Source organism: Streptomyces glomeratus, assembly GCF_021462825.1.
Classification (GTDB): domain Bacteria; phylum Actinomycetota; class Actinomycetes; order Streptomycetales; family Streptomycetaceae; genus Streptomyces; species Streptomyces glomeratus.
Genome location: NZ_JAKEEB010000052.1, coordinates 1 through 16,326, shown reverse-complemented (window position 1 = coordinate 16,326; position 16,326 = coordinate 1). Strand labels below are relative to the sequence as shown.

The 16,326-nt window shown below is 65.7% G+C and carries 4 protein-coding genes and 1 pseudogene; 1 reads left to right on the top strand and 4 read right to left on the bottom strand.

Translation table 11 applies throughout. The annotated features are described in order from the left end of the window. Positions 1 to 585: 585 nt before the first annotated feature. From LZ604_RS33115 to LZ604_RS33095, 4 genes and pseudogenes are all read right to left on the bottom strand, one after another. Positions 586 to 1,530, bottom strand: coding sequence for a DUF6924 domain-containing protein (locus LZ604_RS33115; protein WP_234519768.1), 945 nt, complete (start codon positions 1,528 to 1,530; stop codon positions 586 to 588). 161 nt (positions 1,531 to 1,691) lie between these two features. Continuing rightward, positions 1,692 to 2,083: pseudogene (locus LZ604_RS33110) on the bottom strand (transposase); the annotation flags it as partial. A gap of 177 nt (positions 2,084 to 2,260) precedes the next feature. Continuing rightward, the gene (locus LZ604_RS33100) at positions 2,261 to 2,554 is read right to left on the bottom strand and encodes a hypothetical protein (protein WP_234519767.1); all 294 of its coding nucleotides are present in this window, start codon (positions 2,552 to 2,554) and stop codon (positions 2,261 to 2,263) included. A 53-nt stretch (positions 2,555 to 2,607) separates the two neighbouring features. Next, the gene (locus LZ604_RS33095; protein ID WP_234519766.1) at positions 2,608 to 9,666 is read right to left on the bottom strand and encodes a polymorphic toxin-type HINT domain-containing protein; all 7,059 of its coding nucleotides are present in this window, start codon (positions 9,664 to 9,666) and stop codon (positions 2,608 to 2,610) included. A 644-nt stretch (positions 9,667 to 10,310) separates the two neighbouring features. Between LZ604_RS33095 and LZ604_RS36150 the strand changes: the two genes are divergently transcribed. After that, complete coding sequence (locus tag LZ604_RS36150; RefSeq protein WP_234519765.1) at positions 10,311 to 16,211, top strand: LamG-like jellyroll fold domain-containing protein; 5,901 nt, start codon at positions 10,311 to 10,313, stop codon at positions 16,209 to 16,211. Positions 16,212 to 16,326 lie beyond the last annotated feature (115 nt).

Below are 16,326 nucleotides of genomic sequence, written 5' to 3'. Positions count from 1 at the left end.
TGGTGAAGGCGCACTTGGCGCGGATCGTGGAGAGGCTAGAACAGCAGACGTGGTTTCAGTCCGCGGCGCTGGCTGTGCTCGCCCACGAGAAGCTGTGCTCCGATCCACGGTGCGAGTGTTGTGAGACCGGCGTCCCGCCGGGGTTCTCGGTGACGACGGCCGCCTGTCGGGGGTTTCCTGCTCGTCACACTGCTGCTCGCGGACTGCCCGGGACGGCATCCGGTTACCGACAAACCCCCATATCCTCTCAATGTCCCGGCGAGGAAACGTCCCGGCTGCTCTGCTGGACGTCAGATGGTCTGCTCGGGCGTAGGGCATGGCCGGTGGGCGTCGGCGTGACGTGCTGGCCGTAATAGCAGCGATGGCCCGGATGCCGCTGTGCATCGACGTCCTGATCGGCGGATCCTCGGGCCTAGAGAACGCCGACGTACGGTGCGGGAAGGCCCTGCCGTGACGCTCCCACACTCCCCCGCACTCGGCACCGGCCACACCTCCGAGACGCTCCTGGTCGCCGCCATGCTCGTTCACCACTGGATGGCAGTGCTCAGGGGGCGCGCCCATGCGGTGTGCGCCCCCTGGGCACTGTCAGTAGTGCTCTTCCCGGTAGACGCCGTCGGCGTCGACACCACGGCCCCACTCGCCAAAGCCCGTGTCGGCCAGCTCCATGTTGACGACGAAGGAACCGGCCGCTGCGAGGGTGATCCTGAACGGATCGTCGTCATCGTCGGGCAGGTTGTTCACGGCCAGCAACGGGAACTCTGGGGAGGCCAGTGCTGGCTCGTCGGCGATGAGCACGAGAGTGCTGTCGGGCCAGTCCTCGTCATCGCGCCCGATCCGCGCCTGGACCTGATCCGCCGTGAAGCCCGCGTAGGCGCGGTTGTCGATAACGGTGATCGCCTCGTAGTGCTCCGAGCCTGCCTCGAGAGCCTGGAGCAAGCGCGCCCACTCATCCGGCTGCCCAAAGGACGTCCGTACCAAAAGCGGACCGGCGGACTCCTCGATCGTGGGGGAAGGCGGCTCGGGCTCGGCCCCCGTACGCTCGCCGGGGATGACCTGGATGAGGAAGCGGGGCTTCTTGCCGTCCAAGGACCGGTCACTGGCATGGACGCGGATCAGGTAGGGCCCGACTCCCGCGGTGGCGAGATTCTCTTTGCGCAGCGGCTCGTATCCGCTGTCGCACAGGGCGAGGAAGCCGGTCGTGGAGACCAGGGTGATCTCTTCGACCTCGTCCCAGCCGCTCTCTGCTCCCGGGTCGTCTCCGGCGTAGAGGATGACAATGGGGTTCTCCAGGGCGCTTCCGGCGTCGATGTGCAGCCAGTCTTTCTCGGCCGCCAGGAACCCGCGTCCGCGCGGCTGCTTGCCAGCGACGGGGTCCACGACGGCCAGGTCGCCCCACTCCTTCATCTTCAGCGGCCGGGTGCGGCCGGCAAGAAGCGGCCAGTTGGAACGCTGCATGGAGAAACCCCATCTTGCCTGCTGAGCCTGCTGGTTACGTCCTGGCAGGGTAGTCGGGACCTGCGGCAGGAGCATTGCGCGCCTTACTTGATACGTAGTATCCCTCGCCGCCCAGAACGCGCTGGGCCTTCACGGAAGCCACCGAGGCGAGCACCGGCGCTGGGTCGTCACCAGCGGAGACGACGCGAGTGCTGCCGCGGGCCGGGTTACCGCCCTCCTTGCTGGCGGCGAACGGCTCAGCACCATTCGATCGGGTGGAGGCGGCCCTTGGCCAGCAGGTCGAGTCCCATGGAGCGGCGGCCCTCGGTCCACTCGTCGTTCTGCTCGGCCAGGACAGGCCGACCAGGCCGACCACGTCGGTGCAGCGGCGGATCTTCTTGTTCAGCTTCTTGCGGGTTGTTGGACCAGATCTGCCTCCAGCTCCCTCGTGGGAAGGCGGTGAAGGCCAGCAGGTCGTGCTGGGCGGCGTCCAGGTGCTCGGCGGCCTTCAGCGCAGGAAGGCGAGCCAGCCGGCGCCGTCCTCGGCGGTGGCGACATCAAGGCCAACGATCTCGCGGTGGCTGTCGGCGTTGACACCGACGGCGATCAGCACTGCGCGTGCGCGCACACCCACTTGACCGACTTCACGAGGCCGCCTCGGCCGCCGCCGCTCCCACCAAGCACGTGTCGACGGTTGGTTGATCTGCGCCAAGCCTGATCGCCAGCTGCGACTGCCATGTCAATCCACCGCAACTGCGGACCGCTGAAGGTCGGCGCAAAAGTTTCACCCAGGCCAAGACGCCCGCTTGCCCATGTCGCCCACAGGCTAATTCGAACCGAAAAGATCATCCAGCCTTGACGGCCAATCAGAATCGTCAAGCTCCGCACCGACAAGTAGGTCACGCCAATCGATCTCCATGAGTCGAATAGCGTCGAGAAGCTTATCAACACTCCCATTCGCCAGAATCACAACAGCGGCTGCGATCCTCTCACTGGCAGCTCGATGAAACACCCTCAGCTCGGCCTCCTCCAACAGCGAGACAACCGAGTCCGCCTCGGTCCCGTATTGACCTTCAATTGCGGCGGCGATACGCCTTGTGACTGCCACGAACACCTCCACGCTTCGATGTTAAATTGAGACCAAGTCGGCGACATTAGCCTCGACTCTTTATGTCACTTCTCCGGAGGAACCAAATAGTCGCCTCTTCGGGTGTACCCAGCCTCGTCCAGCTGCCTTAGTTCCCTGGAAAAAACGGTCGGTCGTCCAGAAGTTGTGAGATTCCCTTCCATGGGCGAGGCAACATACACAGGCTGGCGGGCTTTGATAATCCCCTGGATCCACTGGTCGTTATCCCCTACGGAAGTCCATTTCCCTTCCGGGAGGTCAAGAACTTCGTGGTCGGGCCAGTCTTTAGCCACTTCAACGTCCCTCTGCCTCCCTATGACCGCATACTCGTCCGTCGACGCCGAGGGGAGTGACGTGCACGTCGAATTATGGACGAGTACTGGCGTGCCCCCCGCCAGCACATAGTACGTGTGGAGTTGCCGGACAGTGAGGTTGTAGCGGTTTGCAGCGCCGGGTGTGGCGTGGACGCTGGCTACAGTGGGGTGTTGACTGCGGATGCTAGCCAGGCGGTCGCCGGGTTTGAGGTTTCCGGCAGGTGTCCAAGTGTGGGTAGTGGTGTCGTAGAAGGGGTGGTTGGAGGTGGTGTGTAGTACCTCCGTGCGGCCGCGGCCAGTGTTGATGGCGACGTCGAGGAGGTTATCGTCATGATTGACCCAGACGTGCTGGACAGCACGGCTGCCTTTGTCCTTGCCCGTGGCGGGGTCTGCGGATTCGACCTTGTCGCCGGTCTTGAGCTCGCCAATTGGCTTAGTCTTTCCCTTGGCCATGAGGACGGGTGTGTCGGGCGAGAAGCTGCACCTGACCCCAGCACCACCGGGTCCTTCGCCGCCTCCCCCCGTGACTGCGATTATTGCCGCTGCGGCCACGCCAATGGATGCGGCCTTACCCAGGCCCAGGCAGCCGCTCTTGCGGCCGAGCGCCGCACAGGTGAGGAATTTCAGGTGTGCAATGATGTGTTGGTCGAATTCGACTTCTGGCGCGCCGGGCGAGCCATTCAGGCAGTTCGATTCAAAGTCCTGGCACCAGGTATCGACGTAGTGGTTGAAAATCTTGGCGAACTGGTCAGCATACTTCCAGTTGCGCTGAATGAAGACCCCTGGGTAGATCTCCATGAATTTTTTGTGAAAAGCGGGACGGAGGAGACGCGGAACTGACAGGGGTCCTTGACCACTGTTGGCACCGTGGCAGCCGTTGCAGCCCCAGGAGGGGTCGTTGAGCGGTTTGCCGCCGCTGTGCTTAGTGGGGGTGTTGTTGCCGTACTGGGCTCCACCGCCGCATTCGTCCGGGGTTTCGCAGGCCATCAGGCCGCTGGGGTCACTGTTGGTGAGGGGGTTGTCGGCGGCATAGGTGTAGCCGCCGAGTTCTTGTGGGCTGGTCGGCTCGAAGAGCGGGTCGGCGCTGATGAAGCGGCCCAGGGTGGGGTCGTACTTGCGGGCGCCAACGTCGGTGTAGCCGGTGGACGTGTCCTGGGGTTTGCCGAGGTAGGAGTGTGTGGGGTCTGGCCAGATGGTCGTGTTCGCGCTGGCGCGTGGCTGGCCGTAGGGAGTGTATTGCTGGCGGGCGACCTGCTGGGTGGTGGTGTCCATCGCCAGGGTCGCAGTGCCGCTCGGGTCGTTGAACAGGTACTTCACCCCACCGCCCGCGAGGCTAGAGCGAACGGCCACTGGGTTCCCGGAGCCGCCGTGGGTGTAGGTACGGACGGCGCCGAGCAGGACGTTGGGGGTGACGCTGGTGTTGACGACGATCTCGGTGTCGCCGGCGAACAGGGTGGTCTGGCCGGGGTCGCGGCGGATGAGCTGGTTGCCGTCGGCGTCGTACAGGTACTTGGTGGTCGCGGAGCTGGAGCCGTCCGTGTCCACCTGGGTCAGGTGGCTCTCATCGTCCCAGGTCAGGGTTTGGCCGGGGCCGGTGGTGGGTGTACGGATGTGCAGGTTGCCGTCTTCGTCGTAGGCGAAGCTGGTGGGGTTGGCGCCACCGGTGGTCGCGGTCAGGGTGTGTGGCTGGGCGCCGGTGGAGTTGCAGTTGCTGGCGCACCCATTGATGTAGGTGGTGGTGCCCGAGCTGCCGATGGCATGGTCGGTGCTCTGGCGCCGGTTTCCGACGGCATCGTAGGTGAAGGACTGCCAGTACGAGCCGGGCGTGGTGGCGAGGGTGCTGCTTGTAGGCGGGTTGACAGTGCAGTTGTCGTTGGCGGTCCAGGCGTCGGTGAGCCGGTCCAGGGCGTCGTAGCTGTAGCACTGCTGGTCGGTGACCGTGTTGCCGGTCTCCGACTGCTGGTCGGTGATGGAGGTTGGGTTGCCGGCGGCGTCGTAGAAGTATTTGGTGTCGTCTACTGTCGGGCCGGGTGCCTGGGTCCGGGCGATCTGGCGCTCGGTCAGTCGGAGAGTCTGGTCGTCGTAGTTGTAGGTGATCTTGGCGGGGTTGGTCGAGGCACCCAGTGTGACCAAGGACGGGGCACTGTAAGCCGTGTAAGTGGTTTTGTCGACGTAGATGTTGGCGCTGCTGCTCGTCCTCGTCGGGTTACCCAGTGCGTCGTGCTCGTAGGTAATGATCTCGCTGTTCAGACCCTGCGTACGCGGGTCGTTCTGCGTCGCGAGCAACTGGTCGTTGATCGTGTAGGTGTATGCCGTCGTGTACGCCGACGGCAGCGGTGCTTCGGAGGCCGGCAGGGTGATCTTGGTGCCGGTCGGCTTGCCGAGGTAGGTGTATCCGGTGGCGGCGACCGTGTATCCGCCGGTGGTTCCCTGGACGTAGCGGGTCGATGAGGTGGGCAGTCCGATGCGCAGGGTGTCGTATGTCCAGGAGGCGAACTGGAAGTTGGACTTCGACTTGTCGGTACCGGTGAGCTTGCGGCCCAGGAGGTCGTAGGTGTAGTCGAGTTCGACCTGCTTGGCGTCGGTGGTGGAGACCAGGTTACCGGCGTCGTCGTATCCGTAGCTGCTCTTGCCGGTGTCCGGGTCGTTCTGGGAGCTCTTGCGGCCGAGCAGGTCGTAGTTGAACGTCCACACGGTGTGGTCGGGGCCGGTCACCTGGTGCTGCTGGCCTGCGGCGGTGTAAGCGTATGTGGTGGGTGAGGTGGTGCCGCCGGTGGCGGTGTACCCGGTGGCCGCGGTGCCGGCGAGGCTGGGGGCGGTGGTGTACTGGTCGAGTTCGGTGGTCTGGCCGTGTGCGTTGAGGACTGTGGTGGTGGCCACGCCTCCCTTGGGGGGCAGGACGGTGGTCTTGTCACCGGTGTAGGCAGTGGTGGTGGTCCAGGTTTTGGCGCCGTTGTGCTCTTCGGTGACCAGATCGGCGCGGCCCAGTCCGTCGTGGTCGGTGACGGTGGTGTCGGGGATGGTCACCTGGGAGATGTGGTCCAGGGTGCTGCTGGGGTTGCCCGCGACGGCGTAGGCGTTGTTGGTGGCAACCGTCCAGCCGTGCGAGTCGTATTGGGTGTCGGTGACGGTCGTGCTTGAGTTCTCGGCGGTCGCCTGTGTCTGCAGGGGGCGCAGCATGGCGTCGTACAGCGTTTCGCTGGTTTTGTAGCTGCCGCTGTCCAGCAGGGCGTTGGTGGCCACGACCGAAGGCCCCGTCTGGGACAGGGCGTAGGAGTAGGTCCTGTTCGCCGGCGCGCCGTTGGCCTTGTTCTCGTTGGGCAGCCACACCCCCTTGAGGCGCCCGAGGGCGTCGTAGCTGAGGGATGTGAGCAGGCCTGCCGCGTCCTTCTTGGCAGTGGGCAGAGCCCGGGCCGGATCCATGGTGCTGCTGGCGACCTGGCAATTCTTGGAACTGGTCGTGTCGGTGTTGCAGGTGGCTCCGGGTGTGACCTGTGTAGCGGTGGCGATGGCGGTCGGGAGTGCTCCGCTGGCGGGGGTGTAGCTGGTGGTGGTGCTCTGGGACAGGCTGTTGCCGTTGTAGGTGGAGTGGGGCGTGCGGGTGGTCTGTGTGACGCGGCCGTAGTCGTCGTAGACGACGGACGTTTCATCGACGAACGCTGCGGCGGTGGCGCCGGTGGCAGCGGAAGCCTTCTGGACCAGGGTGACGTCGCCCGTCTTGGGGAGCGCCGGGTTTTGCTGGCCGTCGCCGTCGTAGGCGAAGGCATTGTGGTCGTAGGAGGTGCGGACGTCCGAGAGCAGCGCCCCTCCGGGAGTTGATCCGGCCGTGGAACAGTCCTGGTCGGTGACGATGGTCTCGGCAGACAGGACCAGGGTGTCTGCGCTGCCGGTGAGGTAACGGTTGTAGGTGCAGCTGGTGGCGTTGTTGCTGTCTGCGGCTTCGCCGCGGTCGTCGACCTGCACGGGCACGCCGGTCGTCGGCTTGCCGAGGGCGGTGTTGTAGAAGGTGTCGGTCTCCGTTTTGCGCCAGCCGTAGGAGACCGCCTGCCGGGTGAGGCTCTTGGCCGTGCGGACCATCTGCGCCGTCAGGTCGGGGACGCCGCTGCGTGATCGGGAGGCCGTGGGCCCGATGATCGTGGGCACGGTGACGACGGCCTTGTCCAGGCTTCCGCTGGCGCTGGTGTAGGTGTCGGTCTCGAAGACCTGTCCGGCTAGCGCGTTGTCGTCGGGGACCGAGGTGGTGCCGTCCTGGCTGGTCAGCGATGGCACTGAGCGGGTCTTGCCGCCGGGCAGCGTGTCGCCGTTCATGCCCAGGAAGTAGAAGGTCTTGCTCAATGTCTTCTGGTCGTAGACGTTGGCGCCGTTGGTCTTGTGGAAGACGCTGGGGTCACCGGTTGTGACGTCGACCTCCGGGTAGCCCCGGAACTGGCCCCAAGTGCGGTTCTTGGCCTTGACGAGCTCGTTGTCGTCGTAGTGCCAGCCGGGGTTGCCCTTGTAGGCGTAGTCCGTCTCCAGCTTGGGCTGGGTGCCGTCCTGGTAGGAGTTGTGCGTGTCTTCGGTGACGACCGAGGTGACCTTGTACTTGTAGAACCAGTCCATCCATGGCGCCGGCTGCCCGTCGGGCGTCCAGTACACCGGGAAGCAGGACAACGTGTTGGACGAGGCGAAGGCCTGGGCGGCTGCGTCCGTGGGGTCGTTGAGGTCGCTTGCCGGGGCTTTGGAGCAGTTGGGCCGGTCGTAGGTGACGGTGGTCTCGGCGCCGGTCTCGCTGGTGACCGTCTGGATGCGGTCGTGGTACATCAGCGGCATCTGTGGGATGGTGCCCACGCGGTTGGGTAGCTGCAGCGGTGGGTCGAAGTTGACTGCCGGCGTTGAGGCGCTGCCCGAGGCGCCGCCCAGGGTGTCCAGGCCGGTGCGCTGGATGGAGTCCAGCCACAGGGTGGGGGCGTGGTCGCCGCCGTCGGGGAAGGACTGGGTGAGGGTGTACTTGTCGACCTGCTGGGTCGCACCGCCCGTCTGGATCTGGGTGGTGATCGTCGTCAGGCGCTTGCGGGACCAGAAGCTCGGGCCATGGTTGGTGCAACTCGTCGATGCCTTGGTGCAGTTTAGGTCGACCGGAACGTCCGGCCAGTAGGCGGCGTTCGCGGCGGTGAACTGGCTGTCCGCGCAGGTGTTTCCTGAGGGGGTGCCGGGAATGCAGCGTTCAGCTGTGTCGAACTGGATCTGCTCCGGGGCGGTGCCGGAGTAGATGCTCGAGGAGGTCATGCCGTAGTCGATGCGGGAGAGGGTGCCACCGCGGGTGTAGGCGACGGCGGTGTCCTTCATGTCGGCGCCGTAGTAGCCGGTTTCCGGCGTGTAGTACCAGGCGGTGGCGTTGCCGTGGGTGTCGACCGAGTAGTCCAAGTTGAACCGGTAGCCCAGCGTGCAGGACGTGGCGGCGAAGTCCGTGCTGTCCGGGCAGTCGGACACGCCCTTGTGCGCGTGGTAGACCGGCTCGGCCCAGACGGATTTGGTCTCTTCCTTGCCGCTGGTCCAGCCCGGCAGGCGGTTGCGGCCGAAGAAGTACTGCACCCCGCCCTCGGTGACCTTGAAGTACTCCCCGTTCGCCGTACCGTTCGTGCCGTCGGTCAAGTCCTCGATCTTGGTGGTGGAGTTGTCATCAGCGGGGCGGAAGGTCTTGGTCGAGTCGTCGTAGACGATGTCGGTGGACTTTCCGTTCAGTGACAGGGTGAGGATCTGCCCTGCCCAGCACTGGTCGCCGTCGTTCTTCGGGGCTCCGGAGGAGGAGTCGTCCTTGCACGGCTTGTAGGTGCGCTCGACATAGTTGTCCGCCGAGCTCCAGCCATCTCCCAGCCACGAGGACTGGTTGTTGGTCCCCTCGGTGCGCGCGTCCTGGGTGGAGGAGTTATAGGAGAGATCGACGTTGGGGGCCGCGCCGCCGATCGCCGGCGGCACGTTGATCGGGTAACTGTAGGTGAAGGAGCCGGTGTTCCCCGAGGTCGCCCAGGAGCCGCCCGGTGACAGGCTGGTCGCCGAGTAGTCACCGGAGGAGCCCGAGGCACCTGACGTCGCAGCCATGACCATGACCGCACCAGGTCCGGCCGCTCCGGTACGCGCGGAGGGTGTGGTGCCGAGCGCCGTCCCGGGCAGGTCCGGCACGGGTACCTGCGCCGACAAGGGCGAGCCCAGGGCTGTACGTAGCGGGGTCTGAACTTGGCAGCGCACCGACTTAGGCGTGGTCAGGGCACATGAGGGCAGGAGGACCAGGTGGAGACGTGCAGCGAAGTCGCCGCCGAAGGCGTAGCGGAACGACGAGTCGTCCACCCGCAGTGCGAGCTTTCCGCTACCGGGGCTGACGCGCTGCAGGGTGAACAGGACACCGTGGACACCGGCAGCCTGCGCGGCTTTCTGGTCCAGCATGGTCACACGGACCCGCTGGGAGCGGATGACGGCGGCCGACTGGGGCTGCATGCCCGTGGCGGCACCGAGCAGAATGGGTGTGTCGCCAGCCCTGACCTGGGGTGTTTTCACGCTCCGGCTCGCTGAAGCGGCCGCGATGGGCAAGGTCACCTCAGCGGTGCCCGGCACGGGAAGCCTTGTCTGCCTGGTGGGATCGAAGTTCTTGAACCGCTTGGGCGGGTGTCCCTTCTTGGGTACAGCGCGGGTGAAGGGAATTCTTTTGTCGTGCGGAGCGACCGTGGCGGAAAGCCGCTGCTTCTCCGGAGTGGCTGCGGGTGCAATGCCGGCAGGCAGCAGGCCCAGTAGTAGGGCGCCGGTCGTCACCGTTGCCATGCGACGAATTCTGTGGGTGCCCCAGGCCGCCGCCCGGTGATGTCTGGATCCCGATACCCGCGCCATGCTGTGCCTTCCCCTCCCCCGTCCCAAACAGGCCAAGCACTGTGTGAATAAGCCAATTTGAGCTTGCACGTCAGAGCGGAGGCACGGTCGATTACACCCCCCGCGGATCATCACGCTATGACGTGGCGTCAGTTCCGTAGGTAAAGTAATTCCATAGGAAAAGCAAAGGAAACACCGAGCCGGAAACGCAATCTGGCTCGTACACGTCAAAAGCGGACTATGCGCGGTCGCCGGACGGTCAATGGGGAATGGACCGCGTCCGCACCGGCCTCCAGAATGCACAGGGTTGCGGGGCCCACGGGGGGACCGCCCGATACCTGCTAAGGAATCCAGCCTCGATGTCCGCCTTCCGCACACCGAAGCGTGCGATCAGCCGTCCCGCGACAAGACCAGTCGCCATTGTCATCGCCGCGGCCGTGGCTGCCGGGCCACTGACCGCGAATACGTCGGCCCACGCCGCCACCAACACGCCGGCCGAACCTCCTGCAAAGTCGCATAGCAGTGACTCTCGGTCCGCCGTCAGGCGCCTGAACCCCACGGAAGCAGCATCTGCGCAGGCGAAGGCGACCGGTAAGCCGGTGACCATCGACCAGCTCACCGACACCGGGACCCTTGTGGTGGCCAATCCGGATGGCACGTTCACGCGCACGGACTCCTCGGTGCCGCAACGCGTACAGCGGCACGGGAAGTGGGTGCCCATCGACACCACTTTGGTGCGGCAGGCGGACGGTACCTGGGCCCCCAAGGCCGCCGTCACGCACGTAGCCTTCTCCGGCGGCGGTTCCGTCGCAATGGTCACGATGCTCAGCGATGCGCACAAGCTGGGCTTCTCCTGGCCGGGGCCCCTGCCCAGACCCGTAGTCGCTGGGGACACCGCCACGTACCCCGAGGTGTTGCCCGGGGTCGACCTCCAACTGACCGCGGATGCCTCCGGGTACTCTTCGATCCTGGTCGTCAAGACACCCAAAGCCGCTGCCGACCGCCGGTTGCAAACCCTCGCGCTCAACACCACATCGGCCAACCTGAAGCTGGCCGCCACCTCCGACGGCGGTGCGCAGGCCACGGACAAGCACAACGGCAAGACGGTGTTCCACAGCGACACCGCGCTGATGTGGGACAGCGCCAGCCGCAGAAGCGGCGCTGCCGCCAGCGCCCGGACCACGACCGCCTCCGCTGCCCGGGACGAACACACTGCGGCCACCACAGTGGGCAAACACCGTGCTCAGGTCCACGTGACCCTCAAAGACGGCAGACAACTACTCGCCCTGAACAAGCCGCTGCTCACCGACAAAGCCACCACCTACCCGGTGTATGTGGACCCCGAGTGGAGCGGCAGGCCGTCCCAGCTGGAGTGGGCGCGGATCTCCGACAACGGCTGGAATGTCTACAACTCGACTTCCACGACGGGTGCGACCAACGCCCGGGAAGGATGGGACAACAGCTATCCCGGCAACGGCGAACGGGCGCGGACGTACTACCAGATCAACACCAGCGGCATCAAAGGGGCCGTAGTCAGCCACGCCTCGCTGTATGTGAAGCAGCTCTCCGCCGCCTCCTGCGACGACACGCCGGCCGCTATCTACGGCACCGACCGCCCCGCCGGGTGGAACTCTTCCTCGCTGTACTGGGGTCATGAGCCCGGGGGACGCACCGGCGCGCTGGGCACCAACCCGAAGAGCCATGAGGCCGGCACCTGCCCGGTAACGGACGGTGCCCACTCCTGGGTCAGTCCGCCGTCGCTGGAGTTCGACGTGACCTCCCGGGCGAAGAGTGCGGCGGCCGGCGGCTGGAGCAGCATGACGCTGATGGTCCAGTCGCCCGATATGAATGATCCCCACCAGTGGAAGCAGCTCGCCTACGGCGGCGGCGCCACGATGGCGGTCACCTACAGTTACCGGCCCAAGCTCAAGAACGGTACCGGCACGCCCGCCATCAAGCCCTCCGCCATCAGCATGGGCAACACGATGACCACCACCCACACCCCCACGCTGTCCGCCCGGGCGGTCAATCCCGATCTCGCCGGCGGCAGTGAGCTGGTGCGCATCGAATACAACGTCTACAACTCCTCCGGCACCCTGGTGGGTCAGGGCTTCGGCCCCAACCTCGACTCCAAGAAGCACGCCCGGTACAACACCAACGGCAGCGACTGGACTACTCCGAGACTCCCCGACGGCACATACACCTGGAAGGCCACCGCACAGAACGCGGCCGGCTACTGGGCGGGCACCGGTTCCGGAACCTGGACCAAGACCCAGAGCTTCACCGTGGACACCAGCGCCCCGCCAGCGCCCACGGTGACCTCAAGTCAGTTTCCGGCCAAGCAGATCGGCGCGGCCTTCAGTGACAAGGGCACCTTCGTCCTGAGCAACAACCACACCAACAACATCACCGGCTACCTGTTCTCGCTGGACGCCACACTCGGCAACACGGTCTACAACAGCAGCAGCGTCGTCCACTTGACGACGAGCACGAAGATCACGCCGGGCAAGATCTACTACGCCACCTCCGACAACGGACCCGGGACGGGCACCTCGGTCGTCAACGGCAGCGCTGCCCCTGCCTTCGCCCCCGCCGTGACCGGACCCCACACGCTCTATGCCAAAGCAGTGGACCAGGCCGACTCGACATCCATCTCCCAGACCGCCTACGCCTTCTACGCGGGCACCAGTACCCCCACCTACGCCTACGGCGACAAGATGATCAGCGGCTGGACCGCGAACAACACCGACGGCACCACCACCGCCGTGCCCAAGGCGACGACCACAAGCAGTGGCGGCCAACTGGTCAGCCAAGCCGCAGGCAGCGGCTACGAGTTCGCCGACGGCTACCAGGCGATGCTCGGCAACAAGAGCAGCACTTCGAAGGCCGTCAGCGGTGACAGTGCCACCTTTAGCTTCGACATCCCCAAGGACGGCCCCTGGAGCTTCGGAGCCAACCTGACCAAGGCCAGGGACTACGGCATCTACCGCCTGACCCTCGACGCGGGCCAAAACACCCAGGCCACCCTGATCAGCGGCTTCGACGCCTACAACCCGTACGTCGCCACCCAGTTCGTCAACCTCGGGATACCCAAGGACTCAAGCGGTCAGCTGCTCACCCTCAAGCAGGGCGTGCACACCCTTACCCTCACTCTGACCGGCAAGAACCCCAGCTCCACGGGCTACCAGGCCGGCATCGACGTGCTGCGCCTCGGCCCGGCGCTCACCTGCGCCATCAACGCCACCAGCAGCTGCCTGAACAACACCGCCACCAGCACCTTCACCGCCACGACCAGCCCCGCCGACGCCGACGGCTCCGGCAACAGCATCAACGCCCCAGACCTGACGACCACATCCGGCTGGCAGAGCGGCAAAACGGTCACCGTTGACGGCGCCACCATCACGCTGCCGAAATTCAGCACCGGCACCTACGACAACATGCTGGCCTCCGGCCAGACCATCACCCTGCCGGGCAGCGGCGTGGTGAACGCGGGCAACGCCCTGGTCTTCCTCGCCTTCGCCACCGGCGGCACCGCCACAGGTACCACCGGAACCATCACGTACGCCAAGAACAACTGTGTAGACCGCGACAACACCTACGACCAGAACTACCATCTCGACACGGTGCCCGACTGGATCAACGGCCCCGCCTCCGCAGCCTCGATCGCCCTGGTCCACGAGAACCACAGCAACAACACCCAGACCAGTCCGACCTCCGGTCCGAAGGTCTACGCCATCAGCGTCCCGCTGGACTGCCCCGGCTCAGTCATCAGCAGCATCTCCCTGCCCCTGTTCACCAACGGTGTCCAGGCCGGGCAGCCCTCCCTGCACGTCCTCGGACTCGGCCTGCGGCCGACGACCGTCACCGGCAGCGGCACCGGCGCCCAGCACTGGGTCGGTACCTGGTCCTCCGGCCAGGACACGGCCAAGGTGCAGCTGTCCGGCGGCACCACCGCCACCGTCAACGGGCAGACCCTGCGCATCCCCGCGCACGTCAGCATCGGCACCGATGACGGCAACGGGGTGCGCATCCACCTGTCCAACGCCATGGGCACCACCCCGGTGACCTTCGACGCCGCATCCGTCGCGCTACAGGACACAACCGCCGGCGACGCCACCGCGACCGCAGCGCCCAAAGCGCTGACCTTCGGCAGTGCCTCCTCCATCACCATCCCCGCAGGCGGCGACGTCACCAGCGACCCGGTAAACCTGCATGTCGACCAGCAGGCGACTGTCCTGGTCAGCCTGCAGGTACACGGTTGGGTGTCCGCCATGCCCGGTCACGACGTCGCCCGGACTCCCATGTGGGTCAGCAGCGACTCCGCCAACCACACCGGTGACACCAACGCCGGCAGCTACACCCAAACTAAGTACACCGGTCTGCCCTACCTCTCCGGTATCGACGTCACCACCCCCACCTCAGCCCCCACCGGCTCGCTGGTCCTCTACGGCGACCAAACCGTCAACGGGGACACCGCGAAAGACGACGGCCAGCACCACCTCAGTGATGCCATCACCAACGCGATGACCGCCGATCCCAACGGGGACAACTCCGTGGACTACGGCGTCCTCAGCGCAGGCTCCAGCAGCAACAGCCCGAGCAGCCTGCTGCCGCAGACCGCCACCAACTACCCAAAGAGCGCGCTCAACCCCCTGGACCGCAACGTGCTCACCCAGGGCAACGTGCGCACCGCCCTTGTCTCCACCGGCGCCGCCGACCTGCTCAACTGCAAGAGCGACAACGCCCACACCTGCGCAACCAACGTGGAAAACGGCCTGGCCTCGCTTGGCACCGAGCTGAGCTCGTACAACACCGACGACAGCCAGATCGCGGTCGACCAGAACTCCAACATCACCGTGTACGTCGCCACCATCCCGCCGTTCACCGCCGCCCACCCAGGCACCGCAACCCAGGAAGCCGCGCGCCAAGAGGTCAACGACTACCTGCGAACCACCTATCCCACCCAGCTCATCGACTTCGCCGAGGCAGTCTCCACGGACCGCAACCCGCAGTCCTCGACCGTGAAGGCGGCCGACCTCTCAGGTGGCAACCCGTCCGACGCCTACTACGCCGACCTGGCCAACGAGTACCTGAACGCCACCAACAACAACGCGGTCGACATCGCGCCGAACCTGCTCGTCCCGCTCGCCACCGGCAGCGACACGCCCAAGGACGACTGGCAGCTGGCCACCGACGGCAGCGACAGCAACACGGACAACCCGTTCACCGCCATCGGTGGCGCGGCCTTCAGCGCCGACGGCCCGGACGCGGTCAACGCCGGCGCCGGCGCAGCGTCCTTCGACGGCAACACTGGGCTGCTGGAGAGCGACCACACCGCGGTGAACACCCTCGGCGACTACACCATCTCCGCCTGGGTGAAGATCAACTCGCCAGTCGCCGCCACCGCCCTCTGCCAAGGAACCAGTCAGCACCAAGCGCTCTACCTCGGCTACGACGGCGGCAACAAGGGTTGGATGTTCCAGACCGCCACCACCAACGACGCAAGCGCCGACTTCCCTACCGCCGAGGGAGACAGCGGAACCGGGGCTGTCGGTACCTGGACACACCTCACGGTCACCTACACCGCACCGGTCGACGGCGACTCCAGCACGGGCGTGATGTCGCTCTACCAGAACGGCACCTTGATGGGTACCGCCACCAACCTCACCCCGCAGTACGACTCCTCCATGCCCCTGACCATCGGCGGCTGCGTCAACAACCCCGACACCACCACGCCGTACAACGCCTTCCCCGGCTCCGTCTCAGACGTCCACGTCTACCCGTACGCGATGACAGCGAGCGGGGCCAGCGCCAGCAGCGTGATCGTCCCGAGCGGCTGGGACAAGGGCATGCCCGAGGACGAATGGAAACTCGCCACCGACGGCACCGACACCGCCTCCCTCAACCCGCTCACCACGTCCGGCAGCGTCACCTTCGGCACCGATGCGCCGAGCGGGAAGTCCGGCAGTGTCGCCTTCGACGGCAGCACCGGATTCCTCAAGAGCAAACAGAGCGCGGTGAACACACTTGGCGACTACACCATCTCCGCCTGGGTGAAGATCAACTCAGCACTCGGCACCACCGCCCTCTGCCAGGGCACGACGCAACACCAGTCCTTCTACCTGTCCTACGACAAACCCAGTGGCGCCTGGATGTTCCAGACCACGACCACCAACGACGAAAACTCCGACTTCCCCACCGCGGAAGGAGACGCCAACACCGGCAAGGTCGGAACCTGGACACACCTGGTCGCCACCTACCGAGCCCCAGTCGCCGGGAACTCCAACACCGGAGTGATGGCGCTCTACCAAGACGGGACACTGACGGGGACAGCCAAGAACCTCAGCCCGCAGTACGACTCCTCCATGCCCCTGACCATCGGCGGCTGCGTCAACAGCGCCTCTGCCACCACCCCGTACATGGCGTTCCCAGGCTCCTTCGCCGACGTCCACGTCTACCCCCGAACGCTCTCCGCACCCGAAGTCAGCGCACTCCGCTGACCACCTGCAACCCCGGGCCCTGCCACTCAACCAGGAGTGGCTGGGCCCACTCCATTGGCCTTCCGCGCTGGGCACCCCACCTGACCAGACACGGACGGAATCACCCACCGGTACT